Below are 21,896 nucleotides of genomic sequence, written 5' to 3'. Positions count from 1 at the left end.
AAATATCTGAGTGATATATAAATCTTCGGGAAGGCCCGTCAAAGTGTGCGTGTCAGGAACGATCTTCTGTTCAGGCGTTTCTGTAGCAAAGAGCCAGTATTACTGGGGCATTTGAGGGTATATCTTGTTTTTATGGACAGCCATGAGGAAGAACGGCATGTTTCGGGCATGACTGACGTGATGCGTGATCCGGTTTCTTTGCTTGGTGTAAAAGAGGACCTTCCTCAGAGCGAGGGGGCCTCCGCGGATGATGCGCTCCTGCAAAAGCAGCTTCACCTGGCGGAAGATCTGGTGGTGGGATATCGCGCTAGTGCGCGCCTGCATTCCCTGCGATCAGATGGCATGTTCTCTGCTCTGGCGTCCGAGCGTCATTACCGGCATCTGGAACGGACATCTCTTTCATGGAAAGTGACCATGCCTCTGCGGGCGGTGAGGTCTCTTGCGGCAGGGCGCATGCCCTCCGGGCGGCCGGTAAAAGAGGTTGTGCAAAGGGTGCGTGAGATTGCGCAGGATGAGGGGTGGCGCGGTGTGGCGGAGCGCCTTCATGCCCGTTTGCCGGATATTCCACGGATAGGGGTTTTCGGGCGCAAATCCGTAAGGTCTCTTTCCAGATCAACCGAGAAAGAAAGCCGCAAACGCGCAGAAGACGTCTACCTCAGTTCCCTCCCTGCCCGAACGACGGATGATTTCCAGCCTCTGTTTCTGATCATTGCTGAACTTTCCATTCCGCAATGCGCCAAATATCGCGTGTGGCAACGGCAGGAGGCGCTGGAAAGCCTCGGCTGGCGGGTTGTTGTGGTGGAATGGTACGATATTACGCGTGCGCTTTCCCTGTTGCAGGTCTGTACCCGGGTGGTCTTCTACCGCGTGCCTGGAAACAAGGATGGGATGCAACTGATAGATGAGGCGCATCGGCTTTCCCTTTCACCATGGTGGGAAGTGGATGACCTTATTTTTGACCCGGCGTCTTATGAGAAAAATACCAACCTGAAAACACTCTCCGGGGCAGAGCGGCGTAATGTGCTGGAAGGCGTAGCCAATTATAGAAAAGCCCTGCTTGCCTGTGGTCGGGCTATAGCGTCTACCCGCGGGCTTGCGGACGCCATGCGCCAGGCCGGCGTGAATGATGTTGCCGTTATTGAGAACGCCCTGGATGTAGAAACACTCACGTCGGCAAACGCGCTCCGTGCCCAGCCTGCTCAGGCAGAAGGAGAAGATCAAAGCCAGATCGTTGTCTTTTACGGGTCTGGCACCAAGACGCATGATATGGATTTTCGGGTTGCCGCACCGGGAATCCTGGCCGCCATGCAGGCAAACCCACGCATACGGTTGCAGATTGTTGGTGATCTGACTCTTCCATCAGAGTTTGACGCTTTGGGAGACCGGGTGGAAAGGCTGCAAGGGCGCTCCTATGCGGCCTATTTGCAGCTTCTTGCGCAGGCGGATATTGCCATTGCTCCTCTGGAGCCCGGCCTTTTCAATGATGCAAAAAGCAACATAAAATATCTGGAAGCGGCAGTTCTCGCTGTTCCCTCCGTCTGTTCTCCGGCTCAGGCCTTTGCGGATGCTATTGAGACGGGAACAAACGGCTATCTGGCCGCGACCCCGGAGGACTGGAAAACGGCTTTGCTGGCGTTGGCGGATAATACCGCGTTGCGCCATGACATTGGCGAAAAGGCGCGGGCCGATATTCTGGCGCGTTATCGTCCGCAGGCGGTGGCACAACAGCAGGTTCTTCCCGCATTTGGCGCACCCGTTAAGCCTGATTATACACGACCCCGCCTTATGGTTGTGAATGTGTTCTTTGAGCCCCGTTCATTTGGCGGGGCAACGCTGGTTGCGGAGGAAATGGCGAAAGCCATGCAGCAGCGGGGCATGGATGTTGCGGTCATGACCTCTCGTCCGTCTCTGGAGGATCTGCCGAACTCAGCCCTGCGGTATCAGGTGCATGACATGCAGGCACTTTCTGTTCCCGTGCCGGAAGACCCTATTGCAGGTCTGGATAACCCGGCGATTGGAGAAATTTTCAGAAGTTGGGTTCAGGCCTGGCAGCCGGAGATTGTGCATTTTCATGCAACCCAGGGGCTGGGCACATCCTTGGTGCGTGTGTGTCAGGAACTGGGCGTTCCTTACATTGTCACTTTGCACGATGCGTGGTGGTTATGTGATCGCCAGTTCATGGTGCAGAAAAACGGCCGATACTGTTTTCAGAAAACCATAGATCTGCGGGTGTGTGAAACCTGTGTGCCCGGTGCGCGGCATCTGTCGGAACGGATGCTCATGATGCAGGAATGCCTGAAATATGCCTCCCGTCTCCTGAGCCCTAGCCAGTCTCATCTTGAGCTGTATGCAGCCAATGGCGTTCCGGTTGACCAGCTTGTTGTCAACAGGAACGGCTTTGTCTGGCCCAAACGCCCGCATCTCAGGCGTAAACCGGGGGCACCTGTTCGCTTCGGGTATGTGGGGGGGAATGAGGCCGTAAAAGGGTTTCCCCTTGTAAGGAAAGCCTTCGAGGCATTGGAAAGAACAGATTGGGAACTGGTGCTGGTTGATAATACACTCAAGCTCGGATTCAAATCGATTGATACACGTTTATGGAAAGTAGGCGGGAAAGTGGAGGTCATTCCGTCCTATACTCCTGAAGAAGTTGATGATTTTTTTGATAGAATCGATGTTCTTCTTTTCCCTTCCCAATGGAAAGAAAGTTTTGGCCTGACAGTGCGTGAAGCTCTGGCGCGTGATGTATGGGTTGTCACAACCGCGCCCGGTGGTCAGTCTGAAGACGTGGTTGATGGGGTAAATGGCACTTATATAGAACTGGATGGGCGGTCTGAAGGATTGAGGCGCGCCATAAGCTCATTACTTGAGAATGCCGCCATGCTGGAAAATTATGAAAACCCTCTTAAGGGGGCGCTGCCCACCTATTCGGCGCAGGCGGATCAACTTTTGAGCCTGTATGAAGCAGTTCTTTCCGAAGAAAAACAGAGTCGAGTCTGCCTGTAAGAGGGAAATGACAGCAATATTTTCTCATTTAGATAGAATGCAGAAATGTTGCTGTTGAGAGGACAGGCGAGTAGAAAAGGCCGGTCGTTGTGCAATTGTGCGCATTGGCGAGTCTATTGGCTGTAAACCGCAAGAAAAATGCTCTGCTATCTTGGTGCGGTACTTGACGCTGTAGTTTTGTAACGTACGGTCAAAAGAACTGACCGCGTTTCTGTTATGAGACGGGGGTGTTAAAAAAGCGAATATACCCGGCAAATACTCAAAATATGCTTGCAAGCTCGCGGATGATTCGCCTAGAACTGAACATGACAGAAGTATGCCGCTGTGAAGGTAAGGGTTTTTCGCGCCGCAGCGGAGAGTGAGAAGGACGAAATAAATGGCGATTATCACCGTTGTCGGTGCGTCAGGTGGACAGGTACAGGTTACTGTCGATGGTTCGCAGAACTCGACCCTCGTCAAGCAGGCTGACGCTCTTTCCTCTAAGCTGAGCGGCGTTGTCGATACGCTTGATGTGCGGTACCTGACCCCGGGCGCTAATAATGGACAGGCTGGTAGCAACCAGGCTGGATACGGAGTGATCACCTCCGCTGGTTCCTACAACGTAGCAGGCAATACCGAATGGCTGTCCATCGGGTCTGACCCCACGGCGCAGGCGGGTTCCGCTCTTGCCGGTTGGGTGAATGTTGATATCACCAAGGACACGGCACAGAACGTAACGGTTCTGGGTGGCACCGAAGCCGGTATCTCTTTCCGCGCAGGCAGCCAGAGCGGCACGTTCCTGGCTGGTTCCGGTGACAACCGTTTCCAGGGCAGCAACCTCAGCACCGCTGGTGACTGGAACATCCTGACCGGTGACGGCAACGATATTATTGATACCGGTGCTGGCAACAACACGATTGCCGCAGGCGCTGGTGACAACACCATCACGCTGGGCACGGGTGTTAACTATGTCCACTCCGATGGGCAGGACACCATTACCGCAACGGCAGGCACGCAGAACATCACCCTGAACGGTGCCAGCTCTGTTGTGCAGGTGGGTGCAAACTCTCTGGTTGTTGATAACAGCGCCGATGGTGAGCAGATCACGGTTGGCGGTGGAAGCACTGTTATCGGTGGTTCCAACGGTAATGATACCAGCGTTCCGCACACCTCCATCAACCTGGCCGGTTCTACCGGAACGGTTATTGGTGGCCAGCTGAGCACCATTTCCGCTGCTTACGGTGACTTTGAAGTTTCCAACACCAATGCAGCCAACGTGGATGTCAGCGGTTCTCTGACCTTCATCCGTGGCACGGGCGTTACCACCATCACGGCTGGCCAGACCACCATCTTCGGTGCAAACGGTCTGGATGCGATTGTCAACTCTACGGCTGGCACGTCTCTGTTTGTTGCAAACGAAGGCAACGAAACGCTGGATGGCGCTTCTTCCGCATTCGGTATTCATGCATTCGGCACAACCTACGGCACGGGTAACCAGCTTTTCATCGGTGGTTCTGCCAGCGATACGCTGGTTGGTGGCGTGGGCAACGCAACCATGCAGGGTGGCACGGGCGCAGCAAACGTGTTCGGCTTCCGTGACGGGATTGCTGGTGCAGACTACACCATCTCTGACTTCGGTAGCGCAGCCGGCAACTCTGTCCTGCTGGTAAACTACGGTTACAGCGATGCAGACCTGCAGAAGGTTCTGGATGCTGCAACGCATAAAGATGGCAACACGACCATCACTCTGTCTGACCAGAGCCAGATTACGTTTGTTGGCGTTGACAGCCTGAACACCAGCCAGTTCAACATTGCTAACAACATTAAATAAGATCTCAGTTTAGATTTTATGTGTTGAAGAAACCGGGCTTAACAGCCCGGTTTTTTTATGGGGAATGTTAAACAACGAGGTGGTATGCCTTTTAAAAGGGCTGCACATAAGAGTGTATTCATTTCTTAAGTGATAGTATCATTATTGTATTTTATTCGGTCAATATTTCGATGTGGCGTTATTCCTGATAGAAATTGTTTTTCTGTAAAATGATAAGTAGAATCGAATAGAATTTTTCAAAAGAGAATAATAAAAATATATTTTCTGTAATAACAAAATATTAAGAGTTCAGTCTTTTTCAGTTTTTGATTGCGTCAAAATTCTAACATTTAAAATAATCAGATATGCTTACGGCTTTATAAAGTAATCGTCCTTTCCAGGTTGATTTCTGCCGAAATGACCGAGGAGGATGTTGGCTCAGGTACGTTTCAATCCATTCCGGGTCAAAACCACACTGTGGAGGAATGATCGAGCGCCAGTTTTTGACTTCTGAAAGAGCGAAAGGGTTATCGCGAAGTAATTCCTGTTTCAGAAAAGGAACTCGGCCTGACTGAATAAGCGAACGCCAATGGGAATGCATGGGGTTGGTGGGGAATATACGGGCGAATGGACTGCTTTCATCACTCCATAACGCATGCAGAGGAATTTCTGCTGAACGCAGAGCAACGGAAAGCCCAAGTTCGCCATGCCATATAATTTCAGCGCGTGTCATGTCTTCAAAGGGAAGGGAGAAGACTCTTTGAACGGCATCCTGTTCAAATGTGGCACGAGAAAAGCCGATAAACCAGGACTGCAGGTGCGGCGTAACGGCACGGGACGCCACTAGTCCCCACGCAGGGCGTGTATCGGCCTGTAAAAGCCGGAGAAGAGGGGGAAGGGGAGCGAGTGGACCAAAGACACTATCATTCGCAAACAGGATATAGGGCGCGGTCTGAACGAGGTTCTTGCCGAGCAGAAAACGCCATGCGCCAAAATCAAGGCCGCCATTGGGCCGGTGCCAGACGGTAAAAGCCTGCGCGTTACAAAACAGACGCGTTTCTTCTGTTATAACTGAACAGCCGGAGAGTACAATATGCACTGTCAGGCCACAGCGTTTGAGATTTTTCAGGTAAAAACAGGTATATGGCGGCAAATTACCATTTGGCGTATAGGCAGCAAACAGGCAGACTGATCCCGGTGGAAGGGGACCCGAAGGGGCACTTTCAACAGCGTTTTCGCTGATGGTGGCGGGAGAAATCGAAACTGAATGCATTTTTAAGTTGGTTTTTTCGTGAAAATATGACTACAAGCCGCGAGTGTTGTTGGTTATCGTAACCGAATAATTGTTACTCACATAGTTCTGTCTGAAAAGGAGATACGGTCTCAATGAGCAAGGCCTTTATTGCTGCGGTGATCCAGGATTCGATCAACTGCACCGGCGTGGCCGCCAATCAGGCAGCGAACGATCTGATGGATGCGATCATAGAAGAACTGAAGCGGGAAGGTGGGTTTACCCTGCCGTCTTTCGGAACGTTCACTGTCCGCAAAACCAAAGCTCGCAAAGCGCTGAATCCTCGCACGGGTGAACCTGTGAAGGTGAAAGCCGGCAAGACCGTTCGTTTCAAGGCCAGCCCCAACCTGAAAAAGGCGGTCTGAGCCTTTACGGCCACACGCAGGAAGCATTTCAGTTTTATTACAATGTTTCTTGGTCGAAACAGCTCGGAAGGGAGACCTTCCGGGCTGTTTTTATATGAGACCAACCGGACAGGCTGGAGGATTGTACCGATCAGTCCGGTTTGATGTCTTCCAGCCGGTCGAGTTGCCTGAGACCGGGGAACAGGGTCATCCACAGGCCCGTAATGGCCAACGTCCCCAAGCCTCCAACAACAACGGCAGGGACGGCGCCGATCAGGCTGGCCAGCATGCCGCTTTCAAATTCGCCAAGCTGGTTGGATGAGCCAATAAACAGCATGTTCACGGCGGAAACGCGCCCACGCATTTCATCTGGTGTGCCTAACTGAACAAGAGAGCTGCGGACCATCACGCTGATAACGTCCGCCCCGCCCAGAACCGCCAGCGCCAGAACGGAGAGCGGAATGGAGCTGGAAAGGCCAAACAGAATGGTGGCAACGCCGAAGATGGCGACGGAAACAAACATCCATTGCCCAGCGTGCCGCCCCAAGGGGTAGCGGGCCAGCACAGCGGCTACGCCCAACGCCCCAATGGCAGGGGCTGCCCGCAGAAGACCCAGCCCCCATGGCCCAGCGTGCAGGATGTCCGTGGCGTAGAGAGGCAGCATGGCGGTGGCGCCCCCTAACAGCACAGCAAACAGATCAAGCGAGAGTGCACCCAGCATGGTGGGACGGCGGCGCAGGAAGGCGATACCCCCAAAAACCGCCGCCAGGCTTGCTGGCTGCCTGGCACGGGCGGGAAAGCGGAGCGTCATGGAAAAGGTGGCGAAGGCCGAGATGGCAAATCCAATGGCGCAGAGGGCGTAGCAGACGTCGGCTCCCAGCCCATAAAGCAGCCCGCCTAAAGATGGCCCGGCGATGGATGCCACCTGAAAAAGGGAGGAAGAAAGTGCTGCCGCCCTGGGAAAAACCGCAGCGGAGACCATGGAGGGCAAAAAGGTCTGCTGTGCGGGCATTTCAAAGGCGCGGCACATGCCAAACAGGGCGACCAGCCCATAAATCATGCCTGGTGCAAGATGATGGCTGAAGGAGGCCACCGCCATGAAGGCGGCTGCTATGGCTTCGATGGTCTGGCAGGTGATGACAATCCGGCGTCTGTCATGCTGGTCCGCCGCGTGGCCTGCGGGAAAAATGAACGCAACCATGGGAAGGAACTGTGCCAGCCCCACAAACCCGAGCGCGGCGGCGCTGTGAGTGAGGGCATAAATTTGCCAGCCCACAGCCACGGCCTGCACCTGAGAGGAAAAAGCAGACAACGTGCGTGCTGTCAGAACGGCTTTCAGGCCGGGTAAAGCGAGAAGAGGCGTAGAAGCCGCCGGATGATCTGTCATGATGAGGCTGTTCATAGCAGGATAACAGTGCCGGAACAGCCTCTGGCGTAAAAACGGCTGTGTGATCAGGCCGCTTTAGGAGTACCTGCCCGTGTTTCTGGCAGGACGGTGGTGATGATGCTGGCATCCAGCGCTTCATACTCGTGATAGCGTAGGGTTTTGTAGAGTTCTTCCCGAGTCTGCATTCGGCTCAGCATGGCTTCCGTGCTGCCGTTCTGGGCCAGTGTGGCGTACAAGTCCGCCTGCGCCTTGTTTGCGACTCGTAATGAACTGACAGGCCAGATGACCATGCGGTAGCCCATCTCTTGGAACTCCGACGCTGTGAAAAAGGGCGTGCGTCCAAATTCCGTCATGTTCGCCAGAAGGGGGACATCCGGCAGGCGGCGGGCGAATTCGCGGAACATCTCCGCCGTTGTCAGCGCTTCGGGGAAAATGGCATCTGCCCCGGCTTCATAATACAGGCGGGCGCGGGCAACGGCCCCGTCCATGCCTTCCTGTGCGGCGGCATCCGTGCGGGCAATGACCACCATGTCCCGCCTGGCTTTGGCGGCGGCGGCCACTTTCAGCGCCATATCATGCGGTGTGCTGAGCTTTTTATCGTTCAGATGGCCGCATTTCTTGGGCAGAATCTGATCTTCCACATGCACGGCGGCGGCTCCCGCTTCTTCAAAGGCCCGCACCATGTTCATCACATTCAGAATTTCCCCATAGCCCGTGTCTCCATCCACCAGCAGCGGCAGTTCTGACGCGCGGACAATCTGGCGGATGAAGAAACAGACCTCATCAACCGTGATAATGCCCAGATCCGGCAGGCCCATGCTGGCTGTCATGGCGGCACCAGAGAGGTAGAGGGCATTGAACCCGGCATCCTTTGCCTGCAAGGCCGCTTGCCCGTTATGCGCACCGGGCAGTTGCAGAATGCCTGGTTGTGCCAGCAGTTGCCGGAACCGTTGGCCAGCAGGAATGGTGGGCTGCGTTTTGCCTGTTAGGTACGTCATGCTGCGTTCTCCAGTCCATCCCGTTCATGCAGGGAAGGGAATCGGCGGTTTTCGGGGCCGGTATAGGTGGCAGAGGGGCGGATGATCTTGCCGTCCTGCCGTTGTTCCAGAACATGCGCGCTCCATCCTGCTGTGCGGGCGATGACAAACAGGGGCGTGAACATGGCGGTGGGAATGCCCATGTGGCTGTAGGCCACGGCGCTGAACCAATCGAGATTGGGGAACATCTTGCGCTTGTGCGCCATCACCCCCTCAATCCGTTCGGCTACATTATAGAGGCGGCGTGACCCGCTTTTCTGCGCCAGCTTCAGGGCGGCCCGCTTGATGATCTCGTTCCGGGGGTCCGAGATGGTGTAAACTGGGTGCCCGAAACCGATGATTACTTCCTTGGCGTCCAGCCTGCGCAAAATGTCGGTTTCGGCGTCCTCTGGGCTGGTGTAGCGCTGCTGGATTTCAAGCGCGACCTCGTTTGCCCCGCCATGTTTGGGGCCACGAAGCGCACCGATTCCCGCCGTAATGGCGGAATAAATGTCCGATCCCGTGCCCGCCACCACACGGCAGGTAAAGGTGGAAGCGTTGAACTCATGCTCCGCATAGAGAATGAGTGAGCTGTGCATGGCGTTCACCCAGTGTTTGGGCGGCGTGCGTCCGTGCAGCAGGTGCAGGAAGTGCCCGCCAATGCTGTCATCCTCCGTTTCCACGGCAATGCGGCGGCCATGGTTGGAGAAATGGTACCAATACAGCAGCATGGACCCCAGACAGGCGATCAGCTTGTCCGCTATGGTGCGGGCTCCGGCGCTTGGAGTATCCGGCCGTTCGGGCAGAACACAGCCAAGGGTGGAAACGCCCGTGCGCAGAACATCCATGGGGTGTGTTGCGGCTGGCAGGGATTCCAGAACGCGCATTACGGCATCTGGCAAGCCCCGCAGGCTGCGGAGGCGTTCTTTATAAAGCTGTAGCTCAGCACTATTGGGCAGATGCCCATGAATCAGCAGATGGGCGACTTCTTCAAAGGAACAGGCTTCGGCCAGATCCTGAATGTCATATCCACGGTAATGCAGATCATTCCCGCTCTGGCCGACGGAGCACAGAGCGGTGTTGCCTGCTGAAACGCCAGAAAGAGCCACGGATTTTTTCTGGCGGGGATGGAGCGTCGTGGTGTTGTCCATATCACGGGTCTCCCAAAGCGGGTGCCTTGACGGCACTTTTGATCTTGTTGGTGGCGATGTGGTCAGGCTGGTAAGGGTCAGGCCGAAGTGGCCAGAGCCGGGGTTTCTCGTGCAGGTGCGTCCGATGGATTCTGGCGGGTCGCGCTTTGGCTGAAGTCAAAAATGCCGGGGTTGAGATTCCGCGAGATACGGTTGGGCGGCACCACAAGGTCCAGCGCGAGCAGATCGGCCGGTTTCAGATCAGGCAGCCTTTGCACCAGTTCCAGAAAACGTTCGGATTCGGAAGGCGAGATCAGATCTTCCGTCAAAGTCTTGAACTTGCGGATGTAGTCTGCTCGCTGCCAGGGCGTTCTACCCAGCGGATGGGCATTGGCCACAGCCTGTTCTTCTTCCAGAACGCGTCCGTCTTTCATGCGGATGATGATCTTGCCGCCAAACGCTTTTACAGCCGGGTCTTCTGCATGGTAACGCGCCGTCCATTCCGGTGTTTCCACGGTGCGGATTTTACGCCACAGGCGCACGGTGTCCGGGCGTTGAGCGCGCCCGGGCTCGTAGGAATGGACGTGGTGCCAGCGACCATCCTGCAGGGCCACCGCCACAATATACATGATGGAATGGTCGAGCGTTTCACGCGATGCCGTGGGGTCAAATTTCTGCGGGTCGTTTGAACCGGTGCCGATCACATAATGGGTGTGGTGGCTGGTTTCGATCAGAATGTCTGCCACATCCTCAAAGTTTTCAATCTGCTTGCCTAGACGGAAGGCCAGATCAATCAGGGCCTGACTCTGATACTCAGCAGAATGTTCCTTGGTGAAGGAGGAGAGAATGGCCCGTTTGGGTTCGCCGGGTGCGGGGAGGGGAACGGTGTAGTGTGCGTCCTTCCCGTCCAGCATCCAGGCAATCACGCTGTCTTCCCCTTCATAGATCGGGCTTGGTGCGCCTTCACCCCGCATGGCGCGATCCGTGGCTTCCACGGCCATTTTTCCGGCGTGGGCCGGGGCAAAGGCTTTCCAGGAGGAAATCTCGCCCTTGCGGCTTTGGCGGGTTGCGGTGGTAACGTGCAGAGCCTGCCCAATGGCCTGATAAATAACGGCGGGCGGCAGTTTGAGCAGTGTGCCAAGACCAGACGCTACGGAGGGACCAAGATGCGCAACGTGGTCAATCTTGTGCTTATGCAGGCAGATGGCGCGGGTGAGATCAATCTGGATCTCGTACCCGGTGGCAACGGCTCGGATCAAATCCGCACCGGAGGAGGCGCATTGTTGGGCGACCGCCAGCAGGGGAGGGATGTTGTCTCCCGGATGGGAGTAGTCCGCTGCCAGAAAAGTATCGTGATAATCCAGTTCGCGCACGGCAGTTCCGTTGGCCCACGCGGCCCATTCTGCGTGCACGCGGATATCCGGCCCCAGCCCGAACAGGGTGGCCCCGCCAGGGTGAGCGTGTGCGACAGCCTGAGCCCGCGCACTCATGACCGGATGCCGGTTGAGAGACGCCAGCGCGACGGAGGCGTTATCAATCACGCGGTTGATGACCATTTCCGCCACCTCGGGTTCCACCGGCACAGGGTCAGCAGCGACTTCGGCAATTTTCCATGCCAGTTGTTCTGTGCGGGGCAGGCGGTCGGTTTCGGGGTGAACGGTAACCTGATGGGATTGCATGGTCAGACCCTTTGATTTGTATCCTTGGCCTGAGTGTTGCAGAGTAGCCCCTCAAGAAAGAAGCTGGATAAAAGCGGAAAGAGGCGAAGAAAAACGCCCGTATTGCAAAGATTGCGAACATGAAAAAACCAGCCACAAAGCTGTTTGTAGGAAGCCGGTTGAACACGCTGCGGCAGCAAGCCGGATTGACGCAGGCTGTTCTGGCGCAAAAGCTGGGTATTTCAGCCAGCTATCTGAACCAGATAGAGCGGGATCAACGCCCCCTGCCGGAGCGGCATCTGGAAGATGTATGCCGGGTGTTTGGCGTAAGCCCTGCATATTTCAGCGATATGGAAGAAGTGCGTCTGGTTCAGGCTTTGCGGGAAGTTCTGGCAGACCCCCTGTTTGACGCAGCCCGGCCGAATTTTTCAGAAATGCTCACAGCCGCGCAGAAAGCACCCGCACTGGGGCATGCAGTTATGCAGCTTTACAGTGCCTACAGAAATGCACAGGAGCAGGCTGCATCTCTGGCGGATGCACCGCCGCAGCCCGTGATAGAGCCGTATGAAGCTGTGGGGGACTGGGTGCAGGCCAATCACAATTATTTTCATGCGCTGGATAGTGCGGCTGAAGCCCTTTACGGAAAGCTGGCCCCGAAGGAAGGATGGTTGCACCCCGCACTGATACAGTATCTGCAAGATGAGCACCGCCTTCAGATTGTAACAGATCACGCCCTGGAGCAGCGCGGCGTGCGGTGGCGTCTGGAGCAGAAAACCAATACCCTGTTTCTGTCTCAGGATGTTTTGGCTGAAGATAGTCTGTTCTGTCTGGCGCAGGTTGTAGGGCAACTGGAGCAGGGGGCCGTGATGGACCGTATTCTGCGGCGGTCCGGCCCCAAAGGGGAGAACGCCCGTGCTCTGGCCAGGCTGTATCTGGGCAATTACTTTGCAGGAGCTCTTCTGCTGCCTTATGAATTATACAGAACGGCGGCAGTGGAAATGCAGCATGATATAGACCGGTTGCACCGTCGGTTTGGTGTTAGCTTTGAGCAGGCCTGCCACCGGCTGAGCACGTTTCAGCGTCCCGGGGCGGAGGGTATCCCGTTTTACTTCATGAAGTTGGATATTGCAGGAAACATTCTGAAAAGTTTTTCAGCAAACCATTTCATGCAATCACGTTTTGGTGGTCCTTGTCCTTTGTGGAACATCTTTCGGGCGTTCACGACACCGGGGCAGGTGCAGGTACAGCTTTCCCGCATGACGGATGATGTTGTGTACCTGAATGTGGCCCGCACCGTGCGGCATAGCAGCATGTCTTATTTTGATCGCCCGCGTCAGGTTGCCGTTGTGCTGGGTTGCGATATTCGTCACGCAGGGCGGATGATTTACGCAGCAGGCTTGGATGTAGCCGATCAGAGAAATGCGGTGCCTATTGGCCCAGGCTGCCGGGCCTGCGCGCGGGATGATTGTCGCCACCGCTCTCTTCCTGTTTCAGGAAGAGGTATAGATGCAGGAAGTGAGGAGCGCGGGGTTGTACCGTACCGCGCTGCCAAGATGTAAGTGGACAGTGTTTAGTGCAAGGAGATGGAACGAGATCGGTAAAAACCTATTCCCGTTCCCAACAATCCAACAATAAACAGGAAAAGCATTAACATTCCTTTGGGTGGAGAATAGGTGAACGTAATGGTGTTGTGGCCAGAAACAAGATTTGCTGTCTGAAAAAGCCCGTCTTTTGTAGCCCCTGTTTTTGTGTGCACACCGTTTACAGTGACATGCCATCCCGGATAGGCAATTTCCTGACGAACAAGAGTGTCTTTGTTTTTGCAATCAGCTTCAAGTTTCTCTGTAGAGTGAATTGTCAAATGACAGTTGTCTGCAGAAAAATAAGGGGCAGAATTGGAAAGTTTCCATATGGTTATGTAAGGATCCTGATAGGAAAGCGTCACATAGTCCGGTGGATCAAATTCTGTCTGAAGTGGCATCATGGGAGACAGTTCACCATTTTCTTTATTCTGCCACACCCAGACTGCCGGTTTAATGTTATTGCCATCTGTAGAGATGGACCAACTTAAGTCTTCAGGGCCGGTGATAGCCAGTTTCTGATCAAGAGAAATAAAGATAACGGTGTTGTCCGGAGTTTGATCTACGGATGTCGTTCCTGATTGACACACATCGTTGCTACATAATCTGACATTGATTTTTCCTGTAGCTCGCCCAGAAAAAGTGCCAACGGCAATGCCAACCTTGCTTACAGCGGCCCCCTTGTTGCGGGGAGCAGGGATATGGCCGGAGAGGGGGCCTGCGGTGAAATCATATGCTTGAGCATTTCCTGCAACTGGGTGAGTTAGAAGAATGTCTTGCCAGATATTTTTTTCGGGGGAAGCTGCGACGAGCCCGACGCCATGTTGGCTTAGCCAGTGCAGGCTGCTCAACGTATTGGGTGAAGACGCGGAAAGGTAAAGATTCATATCATGGATAGATGAGGCATCACTGTATTTCTGACCGAGACCTGGTGTATAAAACCCGCTAGGATCGATATTCGGATCGATGTTGGCGTCTAACGTTTCTGCAAAAACACGCGGAACCGGCAGGTAAGTATAGTTAACAGACTTAATACCGTAATAGGCGCCATAATTTGGCGGAAGAGTTCCAAAAGAGACAACACGCGTGAAGGCTGTTTCTCTTTTGAGCCAGTCAAGGGCCGGATAGTCAATTTTTGCGTTACGTGATCCACACAGCAGGGGCACACAAAATAACAGAACAGCATTTGTTATGCCGATAGACGAAAGAAAAACATCTTTCTTTTTTGTGCTGATAGCTACAAAAACAATTAAAAATAGAATAGAAAATCCCCATAAAGTAGAAGCATAATTCAATAAATTGGCATGGGGAAGATGTTGTTGCAGCGTCAGTGCATGCCTTGCGTAAAGAAGAGAGAGCAATGCTGCCGAAAAAATAATGCCGCCCATTAAAAAGATCGACGATTTCTTCGATGTTTTCATATGTGAATAGCTATCAATTGTTATGGCAGCCAAAAGAGTTAATGCAAACCACCAGCCCGGTGAGGCATAGACAAAAAACATTGTCTGCCGAATGAGGGGTATCAGGTCTATAATTTTGCTAACAAAATGTACACCCTCGGCTTTCATGGCTGTAAAAACAAGCCACGCACCTAAGAGATAACGCAAACTACTGTATGATGTTGATGGTATTGTAAACGCAAGAGCCGCTAACGTAAGCAAACCCAGATCAATATATCCTCCCGTATGCCACCAGAGCTCTACTAGATCCATACTCCCTTGTTCCGCACCAAAAAGAGGAGGGCCAAAAAGGTAGGGGAAAAAATGAAGGGCTGTACTGCCGGAAAGAAAATGAGCATTCCCGAAATCAGCATTCATACCAACAAGAGAAACAGGCAGAGAAAGGGCAAAAGAAAGCCATGCCGGTGCTGAAAGACAGAGCCCCAAGATACCACCGCAAAAGATGCGGAAGATAATGGCTTTTCTATAAAAACGGGGCGATTGGAAAACACGCCATGTAATAATAGCAAGTGCCAACAGCCCATTCATGTAAGCTGTTTCTGGAAAGCCTGCAAGAATACTGCCTGCAATGGCAAGGGTTACAAGGAGCCATCCCCCACGTTTTTTATTTTCAACAGCGTTTGCAACATTAAATCCTCCCCAAACAAGAAGAGGCAGAAATGGCAGAGGCATTATTGGGCCATGCCCAAACCATGCGAATGTGCCTGAAAATTCACAAAGTATTCCCATGAAGATACAAGCTGGAAGGCTCAACTTCATGGATTTTCCAAGACCAAATGCGCATAAACCGGTCAGAACCTGAAGGGCTGCTTTAATGAGAATGACACCATGCGGCAAAGCAAGAAGTAATATGAATGGAAGAAATAAAGCAGAGTTTTGCATTTCAGCGGCTAAAGGCATCCCTAAGCCTGTGTAAGTATTCCACCAGGGAATATGCCCTGAAAGCCATTGTAATGCAGCCTCGTGACCGAGAGCTTCCGTTGTTGCGCCCGCATTGGGATCAACCCACCCGGGGGTTCCAAACAACAGCCATGAGATGCCACGCACGCCGGGCCCTGCTGTACGGTAGGCGGGATCTTCAATGAGTAAACCCAGAAGGTCAGGTAAGTGTGCAATGAACGGCAGCAGGACAAGGCATAAAATTGGAAGATAAATACGTGGGGAAGAGTTCACGATATAAAACTTTCATCCAATTAAAAGTTGTATTTCTAGTTTGTTATTTGTTTAATATAGCAGAATGCAAGGGATTTAAAATCAATAAATCAGAAAGTGTTTTCTTTTTGATTTCCTAAAGCAAGCGTTGGTGTTATCTTCCTGCCCCGCTACTAAGTATAATTTAATTTTTGGATTGCGGGACTATGAAATTCACATGGCGCCTTGGATCTCTTCAAATCAAGAGAAGTCTTTTGCCCATACATTGGATTTATGGAATTTTCATGCTGATAGCGGGGTTGGAGTGTGTTGTGCTGACGCCTCCCTTTCAGGTGGCAGATGAACTTAACCATTTTATGCGTGCTGTTCAGATCGCGGAAGGTGGGGTGATTGGCACGCGCCTTAGCGCAACACAAAGTGGTGGTGTGCTGCCTTCTCCCCTGTTCCCCATGGCGCAGTCATTTGATTATTTGAAATTCAATCCCGCTAAAAAAGTTGATCTTGGTGGTCTGGCGCAAGCATATATGACACCCTGGTCAGGCAAAACCGAATTTGTTGAGTATCCCAATACAGCTTTTTATCCTCCATCATCCTACGGGGGAGTGGTTTTGGGAATTTGGCTGGGGGATGCTCTGGGTGTCCGGCCTTTGACAAGCTTGTATATTGCCCGAGGCATAAACGGCCTTTTGTGTACAGCCATTGCGATGTTTGCTATCGCTCTGGCAGGGCAGATGGCTCCATTTTTTTGTGTCATTCTTAGTCTTCCCATGAGTGTCAGCCTCATGGCGTCGGCCTCGCAGGATGGCATCCTGCTTTCCTTCAGTGCGCTTGCATGCGCTTTGATCGGCCAGTGTTTCAAACGGCCAGATAACAAGACATCTCACGGTTTCATACTCTTGGCTGGTGTTATTTTGGGGTGTATTGCGGCTGCAAAAGTGCCTTATGCCCCTATTGTGCTCCTTCCTTTGGTTTTACTTATAAGAAGAGGGGCAAGCATTGTATGGCCGTTGTTATCCTCTTTTCTGGGCACAGGCATTTTTTTGATATGGTTTGTAATCGGCATACACCCGACAATGACAACAATCGCTGTGCGGGGTGTTTCTGTTCATAATCAAATGCTGTTCGTTCTTGATAATCCGTTGAAAATGGCCAACATGTTTGTTCATTTTGGGATCGAAAACTGTAAGCCTTTGCTGCATGAAGCGATAGGTGTTTTGGGGTGGCTTGATACCTCTCTCCCCCCTCTTTTCTATCATGTGGCTGAAGTCTGTCTGATTCTCTCATTTTTGGGAATGTTTTGTGCACAGACGCCACAAATACAGACAAGACAGATTGTCTTTACATCTGGTGTGCTTGCTCTTCTTTGCGGTTCTGTCTTCGGTATTATTCTGGCCTTGTATCTGAGCTGGACCGCCGTTGGTGCCGATCACATTGAAGGGGTGCAGGGGCGTTATTTCCTGCCACTGATACTACTGCTTCCTGTTGGGATACAAATTCTATATATGAACAATAAGAATATTGTAAAAAGCGAAAAAACTTTGAAAATTCAGAGTAATATAGATTTCTCGCTGCAAGCCATGGTCTTTATTTTCATGATATTCTGCGTGTTCACACTTTATAGCAGTCTCAGCGTTCGATATTGGCCCTGATAAGCCACGCCACGCATGTTTTGTTACGTGCAAAGGAACATAAAAAACGCGGCATAAAAGGATGGCGCGTTGAGTGCTAAGGGTTCATTTTTGCGGTGAGCGGTGACGTTGAAATGGCGTGTTTGTGGTGCCATGCCGCTCACGCTGTGTCCCACTGCAGGGCGCGCAAATAAGGGATGATGAGGTCTTTCTTGTCTGTTCCCCTCAGTTGGGTAGGGAAACATTTTCTATCGTGAAGAGGCTAAAACAAGCGGGTCTGACGCTTCGGGCCCGTGATGAGGCATTCGTTTGCGATAGATATAGTGTGACAGGAAAAGATGGCTGGGGCGGGAGGATTCGAACCTCCGCATGGCGGAATCAAAATCCGCTGCCTTACCGCTTGGCTACGCCCCACCAGAGAAATGCGGTTGGCCTCTATTAAGACCAACCAGCACGGTTCGTAAAGAGGCTGGATGCGCTGTTTTTACTCTTGCAGCGTATTTTCGGCGTGGGGGGGGAGCGGCGGTTCGGGTTCAGCGAAATCCAGATCTGGCAGGCCGCCCGCGTTGACATCTGTATCGGCAGGGAAAAGGCGGAAGCGGGTTGCCTTGTCCAGGGCCTGATCCAGCGCCGCCATGGTGCTGCCCATATCTTCGCTGTCGTCCTTTTCCCAGGTGCGGAGCGTATGGGTCCATATGCCAACCACCATGTTCACACGCACAAGGCCGCCCAGCCCCGTGGTGTTGATACCAGCGGCATCGGCCATCCAGCGCATGCTTTCCAGTGTGGCGCCTCCCAGGAGAAGAGCCAGTGGCGGATCAAACGGAAGGGCGCGGAGTACAGACTTGATTCCGTTCCGGTATTGTTGAAACACGTCCAGACGGCGCATGAGCAGATCAAACAGGCGTTCGCGTGCATTACCGGTGGCTGTATCATCCGCCAGTGCGGAATCATCGGCTATGCGGCCCAGACGCAGAAGCAGAGAAGCCCGGAACGGAAAACGCTCCCGTGTGGCTGGTAGGGAGAGCCCAGCCGTGCGGGCGGCATCAAGAAGAGAAACGGAAGACCATCCACCCTGTTCTGCCTGCGCCATGGCGGCGGCAAGAAGGGCTGTGTCAAAATCATCTGTATCCATAGCGAAAGGCCTGTTAGCGAAAAAAGTGATCAGAGCGTGGCCCATTCTGTCCGAACACCATGATGGTATGCGGGCAGAAAAGGCCAGCGGTCAGAAAAGTCAGGAAGAAAGTTCTTTGGCGCGGCGTGCCGCAGCCTGTATGGCTTCGGAAACCGTGGCAGGCCAGGCATCCGGGGCCATCAGAACAGCCAAAGCTGCAGCCGTGGTGCCACCGGGGCTGGTGACCCGTGTGCGGAGTTCAGCCGCATCAAGCGGCGACTGATCCATCAAGGCTCCCGCGCCGAATATCGTCCGGCGCGCCAGTTTTCTGGCGGTCTCGGCAGGCAGCCCTTGCTCCACGCCAGCTTTTTCCATCAGTTCGGCCAGCAGAAAGACATAGGCGGGCCCACTGCCAGAGACGGCGGTTACGGAATCGATCAGATCTTCCTGCTCCACCCATACGGTTTCTCCCACAGCCTGCAAAAGCTGGTCACAATACTGCTTTTGCTGATCTGTTACGGTAGGAGCGGCGTAGAGCCCGCTTATGCCTGCCCCAATAGCGCAGGGTGTATTGGGCATGGCGCGGATAATGGTTGGCTTGGCTGCACTGTTGGCCTCGCTGAAGCGTTGTGCCAGATTTTCAACAGTCCGTCCCGCCATCACGGATAGCAGGGGCGTTGTGGGGAAGCGTTGCCCAAGTTCACCCAGAACCTCATCGGCCTTCTGTGGCTTTACAGCCAGAATAATAATGTCTGGCGTGAAGTCTGCCGGAATATCGGCCAGTGTGCGGGCATGCTGGTGCGGCGCGGGCAGCGTATGGTCATGACGATCCATGACCACAGAGGGAGCAAGCCCATGGCGAATCCAGCCTTCCAGCATCGCTCCGCCCATTTTGCCGCATCCAACCAGCAGTACGGATGGCAGAAGAGAACTGGTGTTCATCAGGCTTCTCCCACGCAATCCAGCATGGCGGCTGCCAGCGCATCTGCCGGGTTCTGCCCACCCCAGAGGAAAAACTGGAATGCGGGATAAAAACGCTCACACTCTGTCAGGGCGATGTCGATCAGGTCTTCAAACATCTCTACAGAAAGGTGTGCGCCGCGCAGAAGCAGGGCGTGGCGGAACAGCAGGACGCCGTCTTCCTGATCCAGACTGAAATGCCCGATCCAGATGCGTTCATTGGCCATGCCGATCAGTTCATACAGGGTGCGTTGCTGCGGGGCGGGGGCCTTCAGATCAAACGCACACGTAAAATGAATGGCACCCAGTTCGGCCGACCATGAGAAGAACAACCCGTAGTCACACCATTTTCCGGGTGCTTCCACGGCCATTTCTGTCAGGTTGCAGCGTTCAAAGTTCCAACCCAGGCCGCCAATAACCTGTTCCATCAGATCAAGCGGGTTGGCGGGGGACAAGGTGGTATCAGTGCTTAACGCGGGCATGGCTCACTCTCAGCTGCGGGGGGTGATGCGGGCAGATGTTCTGGCCGAATGGCAAAAGCGTGCTTTCGCCATTCCCGGAAAAAGCGGAACGGTTCAGGCCTGATGGTGAGTGTGGGTACCGTGAGCCTTGTGCTCCAGTGCTTCCACACGCGCTTCAAGGGCTGCAATGCGGCGTTCGGCTTCTTCCTGCCCGATGCGGGCCTGCGCTGCGAGTTCGCGCGCAACTTCAAATTCTTCACGGCGTACAACCTGAAGGCTGCTGAGCACTTCATCCACGCGGCTGCGCACAATGGCGTTGATTTCTTCCCGCACACCGGTCAGGGCTGAAAAAGCGCCACCGGCTACGCCGGCCAGATCATCAAAAAAGCGCGGTTTGTCAGTCATCACCGGTTCTCCACTCAAAAAGTCGCTTTGGCAGGTTGGTTTTTCTGTCAAAGCTGTTCAGTCTCCTTACGGCTTATAGTGAGTATGACGGCCAGAGGCTATTGGTTCTTTGGAAATGTCTGAATGGTCTGTTGTTCAGATACGGCATTGCCCGACAATTCCTGCCTGGTGGCGAAAGCAGTTTCCCTTCGCATCAGGCTTGTGCATGGGCAGAAAAGGTGGAGCATTTCTGGCAGGCAAGGTGAGAGTATCTGCCGACGCGGGATGAGGGGCTGGTGATCGTCCTTGTCCATTGACCATGGGGGAGCCCGTTCCCATTATTATTATCAAGATATTGAAACCATTGAAGGTACGCAAAAAACAGGGCGCACTTTCAAAGAAGATGTGGAGAACGTGACTATATGAACACGCTATCGGCGGAGGCTTTTCTGAAACCTCGGCTAGAAGCTCTTGTTGCGGAGGCAGAGAAAGCCGGGTTTGCTCAGGATGTGACCATCGCTCTTCTGATCAGTCTGCTTGATACGGACAACTTCGCACCGGCTTCTGATACAGCACAGGGAGACAAGGCATGAGTGCGCGTGATCCGTATGAGGTGCTTGGCGTCTCAAAAACGGCCAGTCAGGATGATATTCGCAAGGCGTATCGGAATCTGGCCAAAAAATACCACCCCGACCTGAACCCCGGGGATAAAAAGGCGGAAGAGCAGTTCAAGGCCATTGGTCAGGCGAACGAGCTTTTATCTGACCCTGAAAAACGCGCCAGATTTGACCGGGGTGAAATTGATGCCTCCGGGCAGGAGCGTATGCATCCCGGCTATGGCGGTGGCGCAGGTTATCGTGATTTTGGGGAAGGCATGGGGGGCTTCCGTTATGGTGGCCCTGGCGGTCCCGGTGGTCCGGGCGGCGGTTTCTCGGAAGAAGATCTGAGCGATCTGTTCGGGGGGATGTTTGGCGGTGGCGCACGGGCCCGCCGTGCTGGCCCGCGTAAGGGTGCCGATCGGTCCTATTCCCTCAAGGTCAGCTTTCTGGAAGCCGTGAATGGGGGGACATCCCGCATCACGCTGCCGGAAGGGGCGACGCTGGATGTCAAAATCCCCCCCGGCATAGAAGACGGGCAGATGCTGCGTCTGCGTGGGAAAGGCGAAGCCGGAGCGGCTGGTGCGCCAGCAGGAGACGCCCTGATCACCATAACGGTGCTGCCGGATGCTCGTTACACGCGGGATGGGTTTGATCTGCACGAGACATTGCCGGTGGATTTGAAAACGGCGGTGTTGGGTGGCTCCATTACCGTGCCGACTCCAACAGGTGACGTAAAAATGAACGTGCCTGCGGGGTCTGACAGCGGCAGCAAACTGCGTTTGCGCGGCAAAGGGGTGCAGGCGCATGGGTCTCGCCCGGCAGGAAACCTGTATGTCACCTTGCAGGTCAAGATCGGCAAGGCTGATGCGGCATTGGAAGAGTTTCTGAAAAACTGGACGCCTGAAGAGGCATCCTGAAACGACGGGTTTTTTTGAGAGGT

General features: G+C 53.7%; 17 protein-coding genes and 1 tRNA gene. 7 read left to right on the top strand and 11 right to left on the bottom strand.

The genetic code is table 11. The features are described from left to right. Positions 1 to 132: 132 nt before the first annotated feature. Both AD948_RS14565 and AD948_RS14560 read left to right on the top strand, forming a co-directional pair. Positions 133 to 3,003 carry a glycosyltransferase gene (locus AD948_RS14565; RefSeq protein WP_211264493.1) on the top strand — a complete coding sequence of 957 codons (2,871 nt, stop codon included), beginning with the start codon at positions 133 to 135 and terminating at the stop codon, positions 3,001 to 3,003. Positions 3,004 to 3,379: 376 nt separating this feature from the next. After that, on the top strand, positions 3,380 to 4,813 hold the full coding sequence (locus AD948_RS14560; protein WP_006557726.1) for a beta strand repeat-containing protein: 1,434 nt from the start codon (positions 3,380 to 3,382) through the stop codon (positions 4,811 to 4,813). A gap of 322 nt (positions 4,814 to 5,135) precedes the next feature. On the opposite strand, the gene AD948_RS14555 is transcribed toward AD948_RS14560, so the two are convergent. Then, positions 5,136 to 6,065 (bottom strand): rhamnan synthesis F family protein, encoded by a 930-nt coding sequence (locus AD948_RS14555; RefSeq protein WP_061472500.1) that lies wholly within the window; start codon positions 6,063 to 6,065, stop codon positions 5,136 to 5,138. Positions 6,066 to 6,178: 113 nt separating this feature from the next. Between AD948_RS14555 and AD948_RS14550 the strand changes: the two genes are divergently transcribed. Continuing rightward, positions 6,179 to 6,448, top strand: coding sequence for an HU family DNA-binding protein (locus AD948_RS14550; RefSeq protein ID WP_006557723.1), 270 nt, complete (start codon positions 6,179 to 6,181; stop codon positions 6,446 to 6,448). Positions 6,449 to 6,578: 130 nt separating this feature from the next. Here the strand turns inward: AD948_RS14550 and AD948_RS14545 are convergent, their stop codons facing one another. The 4 genes from AD948_RS14545 to AD948_RS14530 form a co-directional block, all read right to left on the bottom strand. Further along, positions 6,579 to 7,829, bottom strand: a complete 1,251-nt coding sequence (locus AD948_RS14545) for an MFS transporter (protein WP_061472499.1) — start codon at positions 7,827 to 7,829, stop codon at positions 6,579 to 6,581. Positions 7,830 to 7,879: 50 nt separating this feature from the next. Further along, a complete protein-coding gene (gene prpB, locus AD948_RS14540) occupies positions 7,880 to 8,812 on the bottom strand; it encodes a methylisocitrate lyase (RefSeq protein WP_035382543.1) in 933 nt (310 codons plus the stop codon). Further along, positions 8,809 to 9,981: a bifunctional 2-methylcitrate synthase/citrate synthase gene (gene prpC, locus AD948_RS14535; protein WP_006557720.1), complete on the bottom strand. Its 1,173-nt coding sequence runs from the start codon at positions 9,979 to 9,981 to the stop codon at positions 8,809 to 8,811. Before prpC ends, prpB begins: the two co-directional genes overlap by 4 nt. A gap of 77 nt (positions 9,982 to 10,058) precedes the next feature. Then, entirely contained in the window at positions 10,059 to 11,639 is a 1,581-nt protein-coding gene (locus AD948_RS14530) for an MmgE/PrpD family protein (protein ID WP_061472498.1), read from the bottom strand. Between the two features lie 119 nt (positions 11,640 to 11,758). On the opposite strand from AD948_RS14530, the gene AD948_RS14525 reads away from it, so the two are divergent. Beyond that, entirely contained in the window at positions 11,759 to 13,177 is a 1,419-nt protein-coding gene (locus AD948_RS14525; protein WP_006557718.1) for a helix-turn-helix transcriptional regulator, read from the top strand. A gap of 11 nt (positions 13,178 to 13,188) precedes the next feature. Here the strand turns inward: AD948_RS14525 and AD948_RS14520 are convergent, their stop codons facing one another. Next, positions 13,189 to 15,831: a glycosyltransferase family protein gene (locus AD948_RS14520; RefSeq protein WP_061472497.1), complete on the bottom strand. Its 2,643-nt coding sequence runs from the start codon at positions 15,829 to 15,831 to the stop codon at positions 13,189 to 13,191. A 263-nt stretch (positions 15,832 to 16,094) separates the two neighbouring features. Between AD948_RS14520 and AD948_RS14515 the strand changes: the two genes are divergently transcribed. After that, positions 16,095 to 17,459 (top strand): DUF2142 domain-containing protein, encoded by a 1,365-nt coding sequence (locus AD948_RS14515; RefSeq protein ID WP_169797418.1) that lies wholly within the window; start codon positions 16,095 to 16,097, stop codon positions 17,457 to 17,459. A gap of 318 nt (positions 17,460 to 17,777) precedes the next feature. Here the strand turns inward: AD948_RS14515 and AD948_RS14510 are convergent. The 5 genes from AD948_RS14510 to AD948_RS14490 form a co-directional block, all read right to left on the bottom strand. Next, positions 17,778 to 17,852 (bottom strand) — tRNA-Gln (locus tag AD948_RS14510). Positions 17,853 to 17,922: 70 nt separating this feature from the next. Next, positions 17,923 to 18,573: a hypothetical protein gene (locus tag AD948_RS14505; protein WP_061472495.1), complete on the bottom strand. Its 651-nt coding sequence runs from the start codon at positions 18,571 to 18,573 to the stop codon at positions 17,923 to 17,925. A gap of 99 nt (positions 18,574 to 18,672) precedes the next feature. Then, positions 18,673 to 19,494: a pyrroline-5-carboxylate reductase gene (gene proC / locus AD948_RS14500; RefSeq protein WP_061472494.1), complete on the bottom strand. Its 822-nt coding sequence runs from the start codon at positions 19,492 to 19,494 to the stop codon at positions 18,673 to 18,675. Further along, the gene (locus tag AD948_RS14495; protein WP_035382550.1) at positions 19,494 to 19,994 is read right to left on the bottom strand and encodes a type III secretion system chaperone family protein; all 501 of its coding nucleotides are present in this window, start codon (positions 19,992 to 19,994) and stop codon (positions 19,494 to 19,496) included. Before AD948_RS14495 ends, proC begins: the two co-directional genes overlap by 1 nt. A 93-nt stretch (positions 19,995 to 20,087) precedes the next feature. Further along, entirely contained in the window at positions 20,088 to 20,378 is a 291-nt protein-coding gene (locus tag AD948_RS14490) for an accessory factor UbiK family protein (protein WP_035382658.1), read from the bottom strand. A 401-nt stretch (positions 20,379 to 20,779) separates the two neighbouring features. Between AD948_RS14490 and AD948_RS18425 the strand changes: the two genes are divergently transcribed. Then, positions 20,780 to 20,950: a hypothetical protein gene (locus tag AD948_RS18425; protein ID WP_006557708.1), complete on the top strand. Its 171-nt coding sequence runs from the start codon at positions 20,780 to 20,782 to the stop codon at positions 20,948 to 20,950. Then, positions 20,947 to 21,873 (top strand): DnaJ C-terminal domain-containing protein, encoded by a 927-nt coding sequence (locus tag AD948_RS14485; RefSeq protein ID WP_006557707.1) that lies wholly within the window; start codon positions 20,947 to 20,949, stop codon positions 21,871 to 21,873. The genes AD948_RS18425 and AD948_RS14485 overlap by 4 nt, the downstream gene beginning before the upstream one ends. The last annotated feature ends 23 nt before the right edge of the window (positions 21,874 to 21,896 follow it).

This window comes from Acetobacter senegalensis, from assembly GCF_001580995.1.
In the GTDB taxonomy this organism is placed as follows: Bacteria; Pseudomonadota; Alphaproteobacteria; order Acetobacterales; family Acetobacteraceae; genus Acetobacter; species Acetobacter senegalensis.
Note: the sequence above shows the minus strand (reverse complement) of the source record. Positions and strands in the feature narration are given on the sequence as shown.

Coding starts and splice junctions, on each gene's coding strand:
- prpC (WP_006557720.1), bottom strand. CDS start 9,981: ATGGACAACACCACGACGCTCCATCCCCGCCAGAAAAAATCCGTGGCT.
- AD948_RS14495 (WP_035382550.1), bottom strand. CDS start 19,994: ATGCCCGCGTTAAGCACTGATACCACCTTGTCCCCCGCCAACCCGCTT.
- prpB (WP_035382543.1), bottom strand. CDS start 8,812: ATGACGTACCTAACAGGCAAAACGCAGCCCACCATTCCTGCTGGCCAA.
- AD948_RS18425 (WP_006557708.1), top strand. CDS start 20,780: ATGAACACGCTATCGGCGGAGGCTTTTCTGAAACCTCGGCTAGAAGCT.
- AD948_RS14550 (WP_006557723.1), top strand. CDS start 6,179: ATGAGCAAGGCCTTTATTGCTGCGGTGATCCAGGATTCGATCAACTGC.
- AD948_RS14530 (WP_061472498.1), bottom strand. CDS start 11,639: ATGCAATCCCATCAGGTTACCGTTCACCCCGAAACCGACCGCCTGCCC.
- AD948_RS14545 (WP_061472499.1), bottom strand. CDS start 7,829: ATGAACAGCCTCATCATGACAGATCATCCGGCGGCTTCTACGCCTCTT.
- AD948_RS14555 (WP_061472500.1), bottom strand. CDS start 6,065: ATGCATTCAGTTTCGATTTCTCCCGCCACCATCAGCGAAAACGCTGTT.
- AD948_RS14490 (WP_035382658.1), bottom strand. CDS start 20,378: ATGACTGACAAACCGCGCTTTTTTGATGATCTGGCCGGCGTAGCCGGT.
- AD948_RS14560 (WP_006557726.1), top strand. CDS start 3,380: ATGGCGATTATCACCGTTGTCGGTGCGTCAGGTGGACAGGTACAGGTT.
- AD948_RS14505 (WP_061472495.1), bottom strand. CDS start 18,573: ATGGATACAGATGATTTTGACACAGCCCTTCTTGCCGCCGCCATGGCG.
- proC (WP_061472494.1), bottom strand. CDS start 19,494: ATGAACACCAGTTCTCTTCTGCCATCCGTACTGCTGGTTGGATGCGGC.
- AD948_RS14485 (WP_006557707.1), top strand. CDS start 20,947: ATGAGTGCGCGTGATCCGTATGAGGTGCTTGGCGTCTCAAAAACGGCC.
- AD948_RS14565 (WP_211264493.1), top strand. CDS start 133: ATGGACAGCCATGAGGAAGAACGGCATGTTTCGGGCATGACTGACGTG.
- AD948_RS14525 (WP_006557718.1), top strand. CDS start 11,759: ATGAAAAAACCAGCCACAAAGCTGTTTGTAGGAAGCCGGTTGAACACG.
- AD948_RS14515 (WP_169797418.1), top strand. CDS start 16,095: ATGCTGATAGCGGGGTTGGAGTGTGTTGTGCTGACGCCTCCCTTTCAG.